Raw genomic sequence first — 15,994 nt, 5'->3', positions numbered from 1 at the left:
AAGATCAACAACGTCGCACACATGAGCCAGGACCGCGCGCTCCTCGACACCGTCGAGGGCGGCCCCCGGTACGCGATGTCCCTGGCAGACCTCAAGCAGGACCAGGCCCTGCCGAAGGCGGACCGCGAAACCTACCGGCCCTGGGCGTACGACCTCGCGGCCACCGACCTCTACATCCCGCGCCTCGGCGCCGGGCAGCAGCGGTGGTTCGCCGCCGTCACCCGGGCCGGCAGCAAGCAGCAGCACGCCCGCGTCCTGATCCTCACCGAGAACGCCACGTCGAAGACGTGGGAGATGGTCGCCACCATCGACCTCGACGATCCGCAGGACCTTCCGGAGATCGTGCTCGACGAGGACGGCTACGCCAGCGCGGTCGACGCCGCGTCGAAGTCCCTGGCCACCCCGGTCGGAGTGCTGCGCTCGGCCGTCGTCGACAACTTCGCCACCGGAGGCGACCGCACCGGGCGCAAGCTCCTGGCCCCGACCGAGGCCGCCCGACGGCAGATCAAGGTCCATGACGAAACGGCCGGCAAGTTCGGGCCCAAGGGCACCACTCGCTTCGCGCCGGCGCAGGCCGAGTTCACCGACGCCTACGCGCTGAAGACCAGGATGGGGGCCTTCGTCGTCTTCTCCCACACGCACACCCAGCACGATGCCGTCACCTCCCCGGGGCTGCGGATCGTGCCGGAGAAGCCGGACCGCGCCTGGCTCGGCACCAGCCCGAGTCCGGCCTTTACCTACCGCTTCACCTGCTCGGACGCCGCTGCCGTCCCCGACGCTCCCGGGCGTTCCAGCCTCCTGGGATACGGCTGCCGCCGCACCGACGCCCAGGCCGCGGCGCCGAGCACCTCCCTCTAGGAACCCCCACAGGCCATGCCCCAGGACCCTGATTTCGAGCTGTACGACAACGTCGGCCGGACTGCCGAGCAGATCGCCGCCGCCCACTTCGGTATCGCCACCCGGGACGATCTGCTGCGCTGGGCGGCGCGGGACGCCGAACAGTTCCTCGTCCATCATCCGTTGCCCGAGGAACCTCTGCCGGTGCCGGATACGGCGCCGTATCTCGCCGCCCTCGCCGCGGCCAGGACACCCGCCGAGGTCAGCGCCGTCACCCAGCACCTCCTGGACTCCGTCCAGCCCGCGCTGAACGCGGTCAGTGACCTCTTGGTCGCCATCGCCCGGTGGGACGACCGCCACCGTGGCGCGGTGGCCGGCTCGCCGCCCAAGGCACTGATGGAAGCGGCCAGCCGCAGCCTGTCCGTCCTCGCTATCGCCGACGGCGCCGACCTCGCTGTCCTGCGCGCCGAGTACGACCCCGCACCCAGTGCGCCACCGGCCCGCCCGACGCCCAGCCCGGGGCCGGGACCGATGCGGGTATCGGGCGGCCTTCCGCCCGCTCCGCCGAGCAACCCGCCCGCCGGACCCCCTCCCGGTCGCTGACCCCGACACTCCCGGAGACCTCTTTCCATGCCCGCTCCTTCCGCCACGCAGATCGTGCTCTTCTCCAGCGGTGACACCGGCACGGTCGCCGCCGCTCACGGTGAGCAGTACGACTTGGCACATCGCGCCCTGGAGTCCTCCGGATTCGAGCGCCGTGCCAATGGCACCTACCTCCTGCCGCCGAGTCCAGCGGGAGAGGCCCGGACCACGGTGAAAAATCTGATCCGTACGGCGGAGCTCCTCCAGATCACCGTGGCGACCAGCAGCCGTCGCTATCTCGGTGACATCGCCGACAGCCTCGCCGAGCAGTTGCCCGGCACGTGGGAAGCGTCGGTGTCGGTCTACAGCCACCCCGTGTGGCAGGAAGACCTTGCCGCCTGCCTGTGGGACTCCGGCGAACTCATGAACGCCGTCACGGCCGAGCGCATCCTCTACGGCGCGACCCTGGTCAGCAGCGAAGGCATCGAGCTGCTCCTCATCGATCGCCCCGGACACCCCGCGGGGTATGTGGTCGGCGCATTGTCCTTCGCGGGCTTCGACAACAGCCACGAAGACGCCTGCGCGCCGGACAGCTTCGTGGCGGAGGAGTCCGATCTGGCCGCCGGGCTCACCGAGCGCTTCCTGCCCGCCTACCAGCAGGCCCTGCGCGCCCGGCGGACCATCCACGTCGCCTCCGCCCTCGACCGCATCCGGACCCGGTACCGCGCCTGGGAGGCCATGGTCGCCTCCACCCGGTACAGCAACGCCACCCCGGTCGACATCGATGCACTCGGCGTCAGGACCGAGGAATTCCTGAACAGCGCCTGGCGGGACTTCCTCACCGTTCTGGACCACGGGCCCACGCTGCTTGAGCAGTACCCTCACGCCACCACCCGGCATCCGGAAAACGCCGGCACACTGGCCCGGCTGTCAGCCGCCCTCACCGACGCCGAAGCCGTACTGGCCGACACCACCCCTCGCGCTCGCCACGAACTCAACGCCCGTATGTGGCCGGCCATTGAGACCTGGCTCACCCACGGTGAACAGCTCCTGCTCCAGGCCCAGCCCACCGCACCAGCCGCGCCCCCGGCCCTTCCCCTTTACCAGCCGCCCCGCGAGCTCCCGCAGGGCGGCCGGCCCGCACACCGCCGCTGACCTGCCTCAACACCTTCATCACCAGGAGACATACACCCTTTTGGATCCCCGAACCCACTTCATCTTCGGCACCCACCCCGACCACGGCTTCGTCGCCTCCGCCACCCCCTCGGTGCCCGGCCACCTCGCCCACTGGTACCTCACCCGGGAACAGTTCGAGCCCGTCCCCGGCACCCCCGGACTCTTCCAGCTCGCCGAGCCCGAACGGGACGGACCCCGCCGCACCCGCCAAGCCGTCCACGATCTGCGCCGCCAGGGATTCACCGTGCACACCGACGTCGCACTCGACCCCGCCGCCACAGCGAGCACGGCTCCTCTCCCGCGGAACGGGCTTCTGGAACGCCGCAGCCATCTCGCCCGGGCCGCAGCGAGCCGGACGACACAGCACAGCGCGCCGTCCAACACCACGGTCCCGCCGACGCCTTCCTACGCCCCGACCGTTCACCGGACCGGCCCGGCCGGGAAGCGATCCCTATGACGACCGGCGGCGACCCGATCTCCCAGAACCCTCAGCCCTTGATACTCGACCTCGCGGGCCAGACGCGGGACTTCCACCTGCGGATGTCCGTCATCCACTGTGAGACCGCGACCGCGCTGGGCCTGACACGCGACCGCCACGGCCGAACCGTCCACCCGGACGTCGCGGCAGCCGCCCTCGCCCGGCGCAACAAGACAGCGGTCGAGGCATACGCCCGCCATCTCGCCGCGTACGCCGAGCCGCTGCTCGACGCAGCCCACCGTGCGCTCGACGACCTGCCTCCCGGCCGGCACATCACCGGGTGGCGGCGTGTACTGGACGGCCTCGCCGTCTCAGCGACCGAGATCCACCGTGCCCTCGACCGGCCCGCCGCCGCCGGCTCCCCGGCCGAACGCTCACAGCACACGGCCCTGTGGCCCCACCTCGCCGCCTGGGCGGACCACGGTGCGATCGCCGCCGGCCTCGCCGGCCAGCACCACCAGCCAGAACCCCCGCTCACCGGTGAGGAACAGAAACAGTGGACCGAGAAGGCCCAGGCCGCCCAGCAGCGCGGTGAGCTGGACCTGATCGAGTCCTGGTGGGCGGCCGACGGCCAGCGCATCACACTGGCCTACCTCGTCGAGGAGGACACCTCGACCGTGATCGCGCTCACCGGCGACCGCGACGCGCCCGGCTGGGAAACGATCGGACACTACGCCAACGAATACGCGGCCGGCCGGGCCCTGCCCCGGCCGATGCCGCCCGGCGTCCTGCGCCCAAACGCCCCGTCCCGCTTCACCCGCCCGGAACCTGCGCCTGAAGTCTCCCTCCAGGAACTGCTGCGGGACATCGTCGAAGCCCGTACTGCCGGTGACACGTCGGAAGCCCTGCTCACCGCCGTCCAACGCGGAAGCGCCACGGGCCCGATGATCCGCATGGAGGAACTCCTCCACACCGCAGCGCAGTTCGCCCAAGCCCTGGAAACAGTGCAGGGCCAGCAGACCGCCGCCCGGCTCTACGCCCTCAGCAGGCAGTTCGACTTCCTCTCCGAGGAAGTCCGCGACGCGGCCGAAGACCTCGGCGCGAGCGTCGCCGTCCTTCCACCCCACCGCGTACCCGCACCGCCGCAGAACCGGCCGAGCCCCGCCGCGGACACCACACCCCCGACACCGCCGCGCACCACAACCCCCGCGCACAGCCGGTAAAGCACCCGCCCGTGCCGCCCAGGAAACAAACCCACCCAACTATCCGCTTCACGCGCGTTTTCAGGAGATTGATCCACGGCTTTTGTTGGTACACCCGGCTATCAGAACGTGCGGAAAGGCGAGTCAGGTAGCTGCGGGGCGGTGAGGCCCGCCCTGGAGCATGTCGGCAGTCATTGCCCATCGTTCGTGGTCCAGCCACGCACCGTTGATGTGCTGGAAGCTCCGGGCCCGCCTCGTTCGCCCAACACCCCACCGCTTTCCCGCCACCACCGATAGGAGACCCGCCTTGCCCGAAGCACCAGCAGAGCCGTTCATGACGATCCGGCACACCATCACCGGCGAGATCACCACCACCGGCTACAACGCCGCCGCCCGGCGGATCCTGCTCCAGTCCGGCTTCGAAGAGACGCCAGACTGCGCCTGCCGAGCGACGGAACCCGGTACGGAGCCGACGCACGGGCCTGCTCGGCAGCCAGCGAACTGCTCGTCGCCGGCCATCCCGTGCACCTGGACCGAGCCCTCGGCCGGCCGGTGATCGCCGACGGTACGCGACGGTTGGCCCGGTCGCCGATGTCGGCACAGTCCGTGATCCCTCCGAGAACGGCCAGCCCCTCCCGCGCATCGCCAACCCCGCCCGCACCCGCACCTGTTGAAGGAGCCTCGTTGTGACCACACCCGGACCGCCTAGCCGTTCAGCGCGTACCAAGGGCGGCGAACTACGGGCCAAGGTGGCCCGACTGCTGGCCGACCGGCCAGCGGACACGCTCACCATCGGGGACATGGCCCGGCAGCTGGGCCACTCCCACGGCGCCGTCCGCAACGCCGCCCTCACCCTGGTGCGACGCGGCGAGGCCGACCAAGACGGCACCGGACAACCGGAGTTCCGCGCGAACGCGAAAACTGCCCCAGCCGCGCAGACCGCTGTGATCAGCCCACCGGGCACCCACGCTCCCCGCGCCCAGGCGGCCACGGCCCGCACGACCATTGCCGCAGCAGCCACGCCCAGGCAGACCGGCCCGATCCGCCGCGCGGGGGGCCAGGTCTACCACCCCCGGGAGCTGGCCGATCTGCCCGACGTCGAGGCGCTGAATCGCCTGCGCGACGCCGACGTGCCGGTGCTGCTCTACGGCCCTCCGGGCACCGGCAAGACGTCTCTGGTCGAGGCGGCGTTCCCGGACCTGCTCACCGTCGCCGGTGACGGCGACACCACGGTCGGCGACCTGATCGGCGAGTACACACAGGCCGACAGCGGAGGTTACGTCTTCCAGTACGGTCCGCTGGTCACCGCGATGACCGAGGGCCGTGCCCTGCTGATCGACGATGCCACCTTGATCTCACCGAAGGTGTTGGCGGCGCTGTATCCCGCGATGGACGGGCGCAGACAGATCCAGGTCAAGGCCCACAAGGGCGAGACCATCAAGGCCGAGCCGGGCTTCTACGTGGTGGCGGGCCACAATCCCGGCGTCCACGGGGCGGTGTTGACGGAGGCGCTGTCGTCCCGGTTCAGCGTGCAGATCCAGATCGGCACGGACTACGACCTCGCCCTGGCGCTGAGGATCGATGCCCGGGTGGTCCGGGTCGCCCGGAACCTCGCCCGCCAGGTCGAACTCGGCGAGCTGGGCTGGGCCCCCCAATTGCGAGAGCTGCTGAGCTACCAGAAGACCGAGGCCGTCCTCGGCACCAACGCCGCGCTCGCGAACCTCGTCGGCATCGCACCTGTGGAGGATCGCGACGCCGTCGCCGACGCCGTCATCAAGGCTGCCGGCGTCAAGAAGATCGCGCCCCTCACCCTCGGCAAGCAGCTCCCCGCCTCGGCTGCCCGGCAGCCCCCGGGCAGCACCGGCTCCGCGCACCGGGGCCGCTCGCGATGAGCGCCCACCACCACGTCCAGTCCCCCGCCACCACCCGGGACGACGACGCCGACCTCGCGCGCTGGGACGACGACGGCGCCCCGCCCGCGCAACCCCGATCCTCCCCGGCCGCGTGGCTGCGCGTGGGAGCCGAACTAGGCGACCGGCTGGTTGAGCTCTCCGGCCGCCAGGACCTCCTCGTCACCTGCCGCCCCGGCACGCGCAGCGGCGCACCGGCCGCGTTCTTCCCCACCCTGGGTGAGGTCGAGTTCGACGCCGGCCTGTTCGCCCCGCTCCAGCCCCACGAGATCCATCCGCGGATCGTGGGCGACGAGGAGCGGTATCCCGCCGCCTGGGGCGTGTTCGTCCACGAGGCCGCGCACGCGGCCCACTCCGTCTGGACACAGCCTGCCGGAGCGAACCCCCGTGTCGTCGAGGCCGCGCTCCTGCTGGAGGAGAGCCGTGTCGAAGGCGCACACCTGATCACACGGCCCACGGACCGCACGTACCTGCGCACCAGTGCCCGCACCCTGCTCATGCCCGACATCGCCCACCCCACCCTCCAGGGCATCGAGCACGCCGCCGCCGTGGCGGCCCTGGTCCTCGGCCGCCGAGACGTCGGCATCCTGGACGCCGGCGAGACCCGGGCCGTCGCCGATCTGTGCGAAAAGGTGCTGGGCGTGAACCTGCTGGCCACCCTCACCCGCATCTGGACCGCAGCCCACCAGTGCGCCGACCACGACGCCACCACCATGCTCACGCACGGTCAAGAATGGTGCGACGCTCTGGACACCGCGGCCCCCGCCCTGCCCGTGCCGGAGAACCTCACCGATCTGCTGTCCGGCGCCGTCGGGGTCGTCATGGACAGCACGGCCGCCACCGACGCCGCCGACCTCGCGGCACAGGCCGCAGAGACAAACGCCAAGGCCGCGCAGTCCAAGGCGCAAGCACAGGACCGCGCCCAGCGGGCCGGCCAGCGACGCAAAGCCGCCGCCACCGCCAAGTCGGTCTTCAACACCCGTGGCACCACCGTCACCCCCGACGGCACACCGGCGCCCTACGGCAACCCGGTCACCGGCACCCGCAGGCCCACCGCCGCCGAGCAGAGCGCCGCCGCGCGCCTGAGCCGCGCCCTGCGTGCCGCCGCCTACCGCGAGCGGACCGAGGAGCGGACCACCAGCCCCACCCCGCCCGGCCGCCTCAACATGCGCGCGGCCCTCGCCCGCGACGCTCAGCGCGCGGCCGGGTCGGTCCCCACCGCGGAACCGTTCACCCACACCCGCCGCCGGAACTCCCCCACACCACCGCTGCGTGTGGGTATCGCCGTCGACGTCTCCGGCTCCATGAGTGCCGCCTGCGCGCCCGTCGCGTCCGCTGCCTGGATCGTGGCACGCGCAGCAGCCCTGACCGACCCCGACTCCCTTACCGCCACCATCGCCTATGACCAGCACCTGACCGCATTGACCCGACCCACCCACCGAGCACCAGAGCGCGTGACGACGTTCGAGGCCGACGGCGGCCACCACAACCTCGGCGACGCCATCGACGCACTCGACCACGGCCTCGAACTCAGCCGCCCGGGCGCCGGCCGCCTCCTCGTGATCGTCACCGACGCCCGATACAGCGGCGGCGAAACCGCTCAAGCCGTCACCCGCGTCAAGCAGCTCACGACCGCCGGCTGCGCCGTACTCCAGCTCACCCTCACCGCGGAGTCCCGCCACTTGCCGGGGACCACCTTGCTGCACCTGCCCCAGCCCTCCAGCGCTCCCGTCGCCATCGCCGCGGCGGCCACAGACGCCATCCGCAGGACACGCTGAGACGACGCAGAAGGCGGAAGCGTCCCCGAGACCACCGCCAAGCACTCCAGACCACCTCCGTCCGCCGCATGAATCGTGCATCTGATGCACGACCCTCCGCAACGACGCAGGCCACCACCCCAACCGCCGACGAAAGGCACTCGATTTGAAGCCCCAGACCAGCAGCCCGACCTCGAACGTAACGCCCATCAAACGGAATTCCCCGGGGGTCCGTACGACCTGGACCGTCGAGCACCTCTGCGGCCACGAGTTCGTCCATGACCTGTCCGACCGATCCGCTGACCGGCGGGCAGGTTTCGCCCGCTGGCTCGCCGGCCGGGACTGCACCGACTGCTGGAGGGCCGCCCGCGATGCCGACACCGAGTCCAAGGAGCAATGGCTCGCCGCCAAGCGCGCCGAGGAGCGGCAGGCCGCAGCGGAGTGGGCCCAGAAGTTCGACATGCCGCCGTTGGAGGGTCCGGAGCGGGCTCTGGAGTGGGGTGAGCGGTCCCGTCACCGTCTGATGAAGGCCGCGCACACCGCTCTCGTCGCCGAGGGCGCCTGGGAGGAGGCCGACTGGTGCGAACTGGAGGAAAGGGCCCGCATGATCGGCCGGGCCGGATGGTGGATCGACCAGCGGGACGCGGAAGGGGCTGAACTGCCCGAACTCCTCGACGCGGCGCGCGAAGGCGACCGCGGTACGGAGAACCCGTTCCGCTGAGGCTGGGTGGACCATAGCCTCGGTTCGCCGGTTAGCCAAACCGGTGATTTTCCGGACCATTGTTCCTCCACCGCCACCCGCCCTGTGTGGAAGGAAACCGAATGGTCCTGCCCCCGAACCTTCGCGCGTTCGTGCCGACTCCGGACCCGCTCACCCCCGCCCGGGACATCACCCACCCGCACTTCCAGCCCGGTGATCAGGTCGTCATCCTCAAGGGGGTGGTGGAGGGCGAGCTGTGGGGCGATGCGATGCGTGTGGTCGCTCCGTCCTGGCACACTCCGACCGACGAGGACGGATGGCGTCTGTACGACGCCACCGGCGGCGCCCAGTCGTACATCACCGCGCACCCCCGGTACATGGTTCATCTCCGGCGCCGGTGCCCGGACTGCCTGATCCACCTGCGGGCCATGGAGGATCACCTCCTGCCGAAGCACGCCGGACACGAAGCGCTGGTCGACTGCGGCTGGTACACCGTCACCGCGCTCAACCAGCTCGTCCATATCGCCGACGTCCGGAGCGGCCGGTGAGCAGCCTTGAGCGCCGCACCGCTGTCCTGCGCGCCCGGACGCGCGCGACCGTGAACCCGGCGGACCGGTCCTGGCCGGGCCGGCTGGTCGGTGATCTGCGCGAACTGGACGCCGACTGGCGGGAGTCGGCCGAGATGTGCGCGGATGCCGCCTGGACGGCCCGGGCCGCCGGGCACAGCATCCTTAGCCTGCTGAGCCCGGACCGGATCACCGACGGCGGCCTCGATCCGGTGACCGCGCGCACTTTCCGGCATCTGTATCTGAGTGCTCTGCGCTACGATTTCCGCTGCTCCAGCATCCAAGCCCTGGTCGAACAGCTCCCGCAGCCCGCGCGTACCCGGCTGGACTGCTACAGCCGGGCCCTGTACGCCTTCGCCCTGCTGGGTCAGTCCCGTCCTGAGGGCCTGGGCCTGATGGACGAGGTCCTCGACGAGGCCGGTACGCACGCGAAGACCCTGCACGTTCTGCTGCACGGGCTGTGGCTCGGGCAGGACCTGGACCAGGGTGCGAGCCGGCTTCTCGCCCTGAGTGCCCGGCCGCCCTTCGACACCGGCACGGATCCGATCGTGCTCTTCCGCAGGGCCGGCGCCCTGCGCCGCCTCGGCCGCTACGACGAAGCACTTGCCACCATCGACACGGCGATGGAACTTCTGCCACCGGGGGACATCAGCGTCCACGCCGACCTGGTGCGCGAACGCTCCCTGATCACAGCCATCCAAGATCTCCACACGCACGAACACACCCGCGCCTGCCGCTACGGAGGCGTATCAGCGTGATCTCTCGCCTCAATTACGTGCCCATGCGCCGCTCGATGTGCTCAGCTCAGCTGTCCGTTGACAGCGAAGCTAGTCGGCCGGAGGCCGCTGACCAGCGACGACTAACTTCGTTGTCAAACCGGTCTCACCGCCCTGGCCGTGGATAGCGTCGGCGTCCCCGCGGAAGGGGGAAGTTGAGCTTGTAATCCCCATGCCGCCCGCCACTCACTCCCGGTTCTCTACCTCCCGCCGCTGCCGACGCTCACGACGCTTGCGCTCTTGCTCTCGCGCGTGCTGCCGCTGCATTAGCAGCTCCTTGCGGTCACTCGACCGCTGCGGCCAGACCGCGCGCAGGACAACCCCCACACCGGTCACGACGATGAACAAAAACGCGATGCCCAAGACAGCCCACCACGGGGCAGAGTCCGGCAGAAAGAACACGACTTGAACCTTCCGACCTGCAAGGGTCGGCGGGTCGCTTAAGCAGCTAGTACGGCGCTCCCCAGCGCACTGCGCCCGCCCCGAAGACTGATCATGGGGAAGGCGGGGTTCGGACCACGAGGAGCGACCTGGGGTGATGTATCAAGAGGTCGCGGTGCCCAGTTCACGCAATCGGCCGGCCGCGGCGTCAATGACGCGAGTAGAGCCATCAAGCTGCGGCGCTGAAAGCTCACATAATAGGCGAGCAGATCTGCCAGGGCAGCAAGATATTCAGATACGAGACTTGGGTCGTGAACACCCTGCGCGTCGCGAAGGGCGTCCGCCGCCTTGGCGAGTCGGGTCTTCGCGCTTTCAACATGTGTGTCCGTGAGTGCAGGGCCAGCGTGAGCCTTGCTGCCCAGTAGCCGCTCTTCGAAGATCCTCCGGAAGTCGTCAGACTCCCAGCCCAGGGCCGCAGCCTCACGAACTCGCGGGTCACGAACTGCAAGGCGAAGCTCATCTTCGAGGATCAACAATTCAACGCCGGTGATGTCGAACCCGACATCCAGCTGGTTGGTGGCGATCACCATCTCAAGATCACACGCACCTGGCGTTGGCGGCTCGGACTCGCTCATCTCAGTCAACTTCCTCCTCTCAGTTTCTCGTTCGTCAGATCGGCAGAAGTCTACCTGGCCGGTCCGACATCACTGCGACAAAGGCTGCGCGACAGGGATCGTTGTCAAACGCCTCAGTCGGATGCCAAAGGACATCAGCGACTCGCTGGGCCCGGTATCGCCCGGCAGCCGGCGGGTCATGCGAGTCCCGGTACGGCGCGCCGCCTGGAGCTGATCGCGGCCGTCTCCACGGCATCCAGCAGGACCTCGATACCACCGCCGCCGGCCTCATCCCGGCCCGCCCTGCGGCGCTCCGCACGCCGATCTCTGTAGGAGAAACGTCTCTTTGGCTCTTGCCGACCGCTTCCTGGTTCTGCGTCGTGGTCCGCACTCCGAGGAGGCCCTCGCCCGCGGTGGGGACCCGGAGGCCCACAGCATCCTCAAGCGCGCCGGTTTCGTGCCCGTCGTCCGTCTCCACGAGACTTACCACCGAGCCCCACCCACCTCGCGGAGCACGACGAGACCCGCCTCGCCTCCCTGGCGGTGGGCCGGCTGCGGGCCGTCGGCTACACGGTTGCGTGCGACGACAACTTCGACACCAGCCACCGTCCGGCCCATGAACTGCCCCTCGGCCATTCGGTCACACATCTGGCCAAGTGCATATGGCAGGCCACCACCACCGACGAGGTGGCCGACGTACTCACGGAGCTGACCGCCTCGCACGACGGCGTCCTCGACGCCCTCGAACAGGTCCTCGCCGCGACCGCGGAGTTCCACGACGACCTGGGCGGCGCCGCCGACCCGCACGCCGCCCGCCGCCTGCACCACCTCGCCGACAAGTACCTGGGGATCATCCGCGCCGATCTCACCTACACCCGCAACGCCCTCATGGACCGGCACGCCCCGCACCCCGGCCGCAGCGCCTGCACCGAGGAGGTTCCCGCGACCGAACGCGAACGTTCCGCGTGTGTGCCTGCCCGCCCCCTCCGGGGACCGTACCGGCTCTGCCACTCCCGCCTCTGGCGGCCGGTCCGCGCCGCTGACCCCGCCCTCATCTGACCAAGGACTACATGCACGACTACGAAGTTTCCGGGCGTCTCGCCTCGTTCGCCGACGTCCTCGCCGGTGAACTGCTCAAGACATGGAACAGCGCTCCCGGGGCCTGGACCAGCACCCATCACACATCCGCGCACAAGGATGACCTCGCCGCGCTCACCGAGCGGATCTGGGACATGAATCTGGTCGCCGAGAGGCTCGCTCAGCGTCCGCTGCGGCAGGCGGCCGTGCTGACCCGCCAGGACGGTGCGCAGCTCGTCGTCCTCGACCGGAACGACGCCCTCGGCGGATTCCTCATCGCCGCCCTCGCCCCCCGCGACCTCCCCGACAAAGCGTACCGCGGTGTTCGTGAGCCGGACGGAATCGCGGTGTCGGACGATCCGTTTCTGAGCGCCGCATTGGTGACCGATGACCTGCTGGGCCGCTTCGAAATCGCGCTCGCCGAGGTCCGCCACAACGCTACCCACCCCTCCTTCACCTCAGCGCCCACTCGTGCGTCGCACGCGGAGACGGTGATCCTGACGTGGCAGCCGGACGGCAGTCTCGCCACCGCCCGCGTCAGCGACTCGGCAGCCTCCGTGCTGGTCGCGCACGGCTTCGTCGACGACGAGCAGACCGGCGGCTACCGGCTGAGCGGCGACGACACCGCCGTCCAGGCCCGCGCGGTCCGCGACAGCGGCCGTCAGCTCGAGGCCCTGGGCATCACCACCACGCTCCAGCACCCCACCGCCCGGCCCGCCGCCACCGCGCCCGCCGCCGTCGCGACGCGGAGCCGCGCCCAGAGCGCGCGTACCCGCTAGAGCGGCTGAACAGGAGAGCCCTTCATGGGTAATCGTGCTGATGAGAACGGCACCGATGTCGAGTTCTACCGCAAGCCGCTGTCGGACACCGTCGTCGCCGACACCGCGAGCGGGGCTCCCGAGGAACTCTTCGACATGCTCGACTTCCTCGGCCTGGAGCGGAAGGAGGTTCGGACCAGCGGACCCGTCTACGCCTGGTACGAAGTGCCCGCACGCCTCGACGCCCAGGAGCAGAAGCACCTGGTGTCCCGGGCGATCCCGGTCCTCCTCATCTCCGGATGCAAGGTCAACTGCACACCCGAGCTGTTCGACGAGGCCGCCTACCAGCAGGCCGTACGCGAAGTCCGCGCTCAGCCGCCCCGCCTCACCGGCCGGAACCCGCCGCCGGCCGCCCCCGGCTGGGCCGGCCCGGGGCGGCGTGTTCCGTAACGGAGGACGGGTGCGCACCGAGCGCCGGTGCCCGCACCGTGTCCGTCCCCTTCGGCGCCCGGGCGGCCGGGGGCCGCGACCTCTGATTCCAACCCCGTCCAGGAGGAGCATGACCCGCCCCATCCCGTATCCGGTGCTGCTGGCCGACGAGATCGCCCGCAAGCTCGGCCAGCTCGCCGACCGTCTCTCCCATCTTCCCCCCACTGAGGCCGCGCAGGTCATCGCACGGGTCCTCGGCGGCGACGAGGACGGTGTCCTCGGCCGGGTCACACATCTCATGGCCACCAGCGGCATCGTCGCCCAGGCCCAGGCCGAGAAGGGGCTTCTGCCACCCGAGGTGGCGCTCGGCCTCGCCCGCGCGGCGAACGACGTGCATGACGTCCACCTCGACCTCGACGAACACCTCGAAGCCCTGCGGGACTTCAGCACCGCTGGGGCCCGGTCGTCGGTGAAACCGGCGCTGCCGGCCCCGCTGGTCGTACGGCGGCACCGGTGAGACGCGGGCAACACGGCTGGGGCCGGGGGCCCGAGAAGGCCGAGCAGCACTACCTCGTCCAGCCTCGTTACCTCGCCGGCGGCGGCGACCTGCGTCACGTCACGGAGTTCCTGCGCGCGGCCGGCTGGAAGGACCGGTCGAAGACCGGCGGCCCGCTCGTCTTCGACAGCCCCGACAAGGGCGTGCGCCTGGGGTACGACCCGTTCGTCCGGCCCGGTGGCTGGACCGTCAGCGGTCGGGCCACCGTCACGCAGGAGGCGTGGCACGCGACGCTGTCGCGGGAGGTTCCCGCCGAGATCGTCGCGGGGCTCACGGACGCGCTGACCCGGCCGCGTCCCTCGCAGGCGCCCAACGTGTGGGCTCCGCTCCTGCATCACGGCTGGGAGACCGTGCGGGGTAAGCATCTCACCGCCCGCAGCCCGGACGGCAACGCCTTCGTCCGCTACCACCAGACCGGCCCCGGTGAGGCTGTCTGGTGGGCCAGCGTCCGCAGTGAACAGAACCGGGTCTGGGACGCGGTGTTCACGCCGACCACGCCGATGCACCTGGTGCAGAGCTTCGCCGCCGCGCTCGCCAGCCCCGAGGCCGTGATGCGTCCGCACGGGCACGTCCCCCGCGGCACGCAGATCCGGGCCATGGCCATGTCCGTCCTGCCGTCCCAGCTCCGGGCCTGGCAGCAGGCACGGATCGCCGCCGCACGCGCCGCAGCCTGGGCCCTCAATTCCCCAAGCACTCGCCGCCCCCGCACCACGGCCCTCCCCCATGCCGCCGCCGGGCGCGTTCGCGCCCGCCGCTGATCCCTCCGACTTCCTCCTCCAAGGAGCCTTGTGCCCGTACCAACCGCGGGAGCGTCGCCGATGCCGGTGAGCAGACGGCAGCTCGACGAGTTCGCCGACCAGCACCTGTGGCATGTCCCGTTCGACACCAGCCCCCGCCACCTCGCCGGGGCTGGAGATGCCCGCCACGTCACCCACGGACTCGCCGCCGCCGGATGGACCCCCACCTCCTCCGACCCTCTCAGCCCGCAGATCGTCCTGCGCAGCCCCGACCGCCGCCACAGCCTGCGCTTCGATCCCCATTCCTATTCCTCCGCCTGGTGGCAGCTCAGCGCCGAACCCACCGACACCAGGTCAGGCTGGTACGCCCAGTTCGGCAGGCTCGTGCCCGCCGAGATCCTGGGCAGCGTTACCGACGCCCTCCACGCCCCGCCCCCGGCCGAGGACCCTGATCCCCAGCAGATACTGGCCTCGGCCGGTTGGCTCCTCGATGACCGGGGTGTATCCCGTTCACCGGACGGCATGTGCCGCGTCGAACCGTACTCCGCCGACCGGAAGGAGCCGCCGGAGTGGCGCATCGTCGCCCACGAGCACGGCTACGGTCAGCCCGACGGGCGTGATATCTGGACCGGCTGGTTCTATCGCCGCACTCCCGTCCATCTGGTGAACGTCTTCGTCACCGCGCTGGTCGACACCGCTCCGCTGCAGCGTGCTGGTGGTTGCACCGCCTCCTACGGCGCCACCCAGGAGCGCAGCGCGCTCACCCCGCGGCAGGTCGTCGACGCCCACACCACCCGCCTCGACACCCTGCGCGCACGGGCCCGTGACGCCCAGCGCCGCCGCCCGGCCACCACGAAAGCGCCCGCGGCGCCCACGAGTACGACCACGCCGGTGCGGCGCTGAACCGCACGGCGCCGCGCTCCGTCCCTCGCCGTCTGCCCCAAGGAACCTCCCATCCCCACGACGCCTGATCCTCACCGCACATCGCTCGACCGCTTCCTGCGCGACAGTTTGACCATCCTCGACGCCTGGAACACGTACTCCGACGAACACACCGACCTCGACGGCTGGCCCCACGACACCCACGCCTACGGGCACCGCGCCGCCCGACGGGACCGTGAGACCGCCGAGGCGTTCGAAACCGTCCGTGACAGCGCACAGCATCTGTTGACCACCGCCGAAAATCAGTTCGCCGCCCTGCCCGCCCGCGCGGTGCAACACCGCTGGATATGGCAGCTCAGCACCCTGCGCGCAGCCCTCGAACAACTCGACACCCTGCACGAAGAATGGCTGGCGACCCGCGACAGCCTGCCCGCCGACGCCAAGCCGGGCACCGCGGTGTTCGACGACGCGCTCGCCGAATACCACGGTGAAGCGTGGAGCTACCTGGACGACTGGGCCACCCACGGCCACGTCATCCGCGAAATCCACACCGCCACCCCTCCCGCCCCCTCAACCTCCCCCCGTTCACCGGCCTCCGCCGCCGCGCCCGGCCGGACCACCACGGCACGGAGGTGA

At 70.6% G+C, this 15,994-nt stretch carries 19 protein-coding genes; 18 read left to right on the top strand and 1 reads right to left on the bottom strand.

Translation table 11 applies throughout. From position 1 onward, the window contains the following. Positions 1 to 21: 21 nt before the first annotated feature. The 11 genes from ACIQ7D_RS10170 (at position 22) to ACIQ7D_RS10120 (ending at position 9,906) form a co-directional block, all read left to right on the top strand. A complete protein-coding gene (locus ACIQ7D_RS10170; protein ID WP_403935745.1) occupies positions 22 to 858 on the top strand; it encodes a hypothetical protein in 837 nt (278 codons plus the stop codon). Between the two features lie 15 nt (positions 859 to 873). Then, positions 874 to 1,440 (top strand): hypothetical protein, encoded by a 567-nt coding sequence (locus ACIQ7D_RS10165; protein ID WP_403935743.1) that lies wholly within the window; start codon positions 874 to 876, stop codon positions 1,438 to 1,440. A gap of 27 nt (positions 1,441 to 1,467) precedes the next feature. Next, positions 1,468 to 2,574, top strand: a complete 1,107-nt coding sequence (locus tag ACIQ7D_RS10160; RefSeq protein ID WP_403935741.1) for a hypothetical protein — start codon at positions 1,468 to 1,470, stop codon at positions 2,572 to 2,574. Positions 2,575 to 2,614: 40 nt separating this feature from the next. Next, the gene (locus tag ACIQ7D_RS10155; RefSeq protein WP_403935739.1) at positions 2,615 to 3,052 is read left to right on the top strand and encodes a hypothetical protein; all 438 of its coding nucleotides are present in this window, start codon (positions 2,615 to 2,617) and stop codon (positions 3,050 to 3,052) included. Then, on the top strand, positions 3,049 to 4,236 hold the full coding sequence (locus ACIQ7D_RS10150) for a hypothetical protein (protein ID WP_403935738.1): 1,188 nt from the start codon (positions 3,049 to 3,051) through the stop codon (positions 4,234 to 4,236). Before ACIQ7D_RS10155 ends, ACIQ7D_RS10150 begins: the two co-directional genes overlap by 4 nt. Before the next feature lie 313 nt (positions 4,237 to 4,549). Continuing rightward, entirely contained in the window at positions 4,550 to 4,771 is a 222-nt protein-coding gene (locus ACIQ7D_RS10145) for a hypothetical protein (RefSeq protein ID WP_403936092.1), read from the top strand. 193 nt (positions 4,772 to 4,964) lie between these two features. Next, positions 4,965 to 6,107, top strand: a complete 1,143-nt coding sequence (locus ACIQ7D_RS10140) for an AAA family ATPase (protein ID WP_403935736.1) — start codon at positions 4,965 to 4,967, stop codon at positions 6,105 to 6,107. After that, positions 6,104 to 7,903, top strand: coding sequence for a hypothetical protein (locus ACIQ7D_RS10135; RefSeq protein WP_403935734.1), 1,800 nt, complete (start codon positions 6,104 to 6,106; stop codon positions 7,901 to 7,903). The genes ACIQ7D_RS10140 and ACIQ7D_RS10135 overlap by 4 nt, the downstream gene beginning before the upstream one ends. Positions 7,904 to 8,165: 262 nt before the next feature. Beyond that, positions 8,166 to 8,603, top strand: a complete 438-nt coding sequence (locus tag ACIQ7D_RS10130; RefSeq protein ID WP_403936090.1) for a hypothetical protein — start codon at positions 8,166 to 8,168, stop codon at positions 8,601 to 8,603. Between the two features lie 101 nt (positions 8,604 to 8,704). Then, positions 8,705 to 9,130: a hypothetical protein gene (locus ACIQ7D_RS10125; protein WP_403935732.1), complete on the top strand. Its 426-nt coding sequence runs from the start codon at positions 8,705 to 8,707 to the stop codon at positions 9,128 to 9,130. Continuing rightward, entirely contained in the window at positions 9,127 to 9,906 is a 780-nt protein-coding gene (locus tag ACIQ7D_RS10120) for a hypothetical protein (protein WP_403935730.1), read from the top strand. The genes ACIQ7D_RS10125 and ACIQ7D_RS10120 overlap by 4 nt, the downstream gene beginning before the upstream one ends. 458 nt (positions 9,907 to 10,364) lie before the next feature. On the opposite strand, the gene ACIQ7D_RS10115 is transcribed toward ACIQ7D_RS10120, so the two are convergent. Next, positions 10,365 to 10,940, bottom strand: coding sequence for a hypothetical protein (locus ACIQ7D_RS10115; RefSeq protein ID WP_403935728.1), 576 nt, complete (start codon positions 10,938 to 10,940; stop codon positions 10,365 to 10,367). Between the two features lie 522 nt (positions 10,941 to 11,462). On the opposite strand from ACIQ7D_RS10115, the gene ACIQ7D_RS10110 reads away from it, so the two are divergent. From ACIQ7D_RS10110 to ACIQ7D_RS10080, 7 genes are all read left to right on the top strand, one after another. Further along, the gene (locus ACIQ7D_RS10110) at positions 11,463 to 11,978 is read left to right on the top strand and encodes a hypothetical protein (RefSeq protein WP_403935726.1); all 516 of its coding nucleotides are present in this window, start codon (positions 11,463 to 11,465) and stop codon (positions 11,976 to 11,978) included. A gap of 11 nt (positions 11,979 to 11,989) precedes the next feature. Then, on the top strand, positions 11,990 to 12,775 hold the full coding sequence (locus ACIQ7D_RS10105; RefSeq protein WP_403935724.1) for a hypothetical protein: 786 nt from the start codon (positions 11,990 to 11,992) through the stop codon (positions 12,773 to 12,775). 24 nt (positions 12,776 to 12,799) lie between these two features. Then, positions 12,800 to 13,204: a hypothetical protein gene (locus ACIQ7D_RS10100; RefSeq protein ID WP_403935722.1), complete on the top strand. Its 405-nt coding sequence runs from the start codon at positions 12,800 to 12,802 to the stop codon at positions 13,202 to 13,204. A 109-nt stretch (positions 13,205 to 13,313) separates the two neighbouring features. Next, a complete protein-coding gene (locus tag ACIQ7D_RS10095) occupies positions 13,314 to 13,700 on the top strand; it encodes a hypothetical protein (RefSeq protein ID WP_403935720.1) in 387 nt (128 codons plus the stop codon). Further along, positions 13,697 to 14,497, top strand: coding sequence for a DUF317 domain-containing protein (locus ACIQ7D_RS10090; RefSeq protein ID WP_403935718.1), 801 nt, complete (start codon positions 13,697 to 13,699; stop codon positions 14,495 to 14,497). The genes ACIQ7D_RS10095 and ACIQ7D_RS10090 overlap by 4 nt, the downstream gene beginning before the upstream one ends. Before the next feature lie 60 nt (positions 14,498 to 14,557). Beyond that, complete coding sequence (locus ACIQ7D_RS10085) at positions 14,558 to 15,379, top strand: DUF317 domain-containing protein (RefSeq protein ID WP_403935716.1); 822 nt, start codon at positions 14,558 to 14,560, stop codon at positions 15,377 to 15,379. A 108-nt stretch (positions 15,380 to 15,487) separates the two neighbouring features. Next, positions 15,488 to 15,994, top strand: coding sequence for a hypothetical protein (locus ACIQ7D_RS10080; RefSeq protein ID WP_403935714.1), 507 nt, complete (start codon positions 15,488 to 15,490; stop codon positions 15,992 to 15,994).

Origin of the sequence: Streptomyces sp. NPDC096310, from assembly GCF_044763125.1 — a bacterium.
Taxonomy (GTDB): Bacteria; Actinomycetota; Actinomycetes; order Streptomycetales; family Streptomycetaceae; genus Streptomyces.
Note: the sequence above shows the minus strand (reverse complement) of the source record. Positions and strands in the feature narration are given on the sequence as shown.

What these genes read in the sequence shown, in the direction of transcription:
- ACIQ7D_RS10085 (WP_403935716.1), top strand. Translation starts at nt 14,558, where the DNA reads ATGCCGGTGAGCAGACGGCAGCTCGACGAGTTCGCCGACCAGCACCTG.
- ACIQ7D_RS10115 (WP_403935728.1), bottom strand. Translation starts at nt 10,940, where the DNA reads ATGAGCGAGTCCGAGCCGCCAACGCCAGGTGCGTGTGATCTTGAGATG.
- ACIQ7D_RS10170 (WP_403935745.1), top strand. Translation starts at nt 22, where the DNA reads ATGAGCCAGGACCGCGCGCTCCTCGACACCGTCGAGGGCGGCCCCCGG.
- ACIQ7D_RS10135 (WP_403935734.1), top strand. Translation starts at nt 6,104, where the DNA reads ATGAGCGCCCACCACCACGTCCAGTCCCCCGCCACCACCCGGGACGAC.
- ACIQ7D_RS10165 (WP_403935743.1), top strand. Translation starts at nt 874, where the DNA reads ATGCCCCAGGACCCTGATTTCGAGCTGTACGACAACGTCGGCCGGACT.
- ACIQ7D_RS10105 (WP_403935724.1), top strand. Translation starts at nt 11,990, where the DNA reads ATGCACGACTACGAAGTTTCCGGGCGTCTCGCCTCGTTCGCCGACGTC.
- ACIQ7D_RS10145 (WP_403936092.1), top strand. Translation starts at nt 4,550, where the DNA reads ATGACGATCCGGCACACCATCACCGGCGAGATCACCACCACCGGCTAC.
- ACIQ7D_RS10160 (WP_403935741.1), top strand. Translation starts at nt 1,468, where the DNA reads ATGCCCGCTCCTTCCGCCACGCAGATCGTGCTCTTCTCCAGCGGTGAC.
- ACIQ7D_RS10100 (WP_403935722.1), top strand. Translation starts at nt 12,800, where the DNA reads ATGGGTAATCGTGCTGATGAGAACGGCACCGATGTCGAGTTCTACCGC.
- ACIQ7D_RS10095 (WP_403935720.1), top strand. Translation starts at nt 13,314, where the DNA reads ATGACCCGCCCCATCCCGTATCCGGTGCTGCTGGCCGACGAGATCGCC.
- ACIQ7D_RS10125 (WP_403935732.1), top strand. Translation starts at nt 8,705, where the DNA reads ATGGTCCTGCCCCCGAACCTTCGCGCGTTCGTGCCGACTCCGGACCCG.
- ACIQ7D_RS10150 (WP_403935738.1), top strand. Translation starts at nt 3,049, where the DNA reads ATGACGACCGGCGGCGACCCGATCTCCCAGAACCCTCAGCCCTTGATA.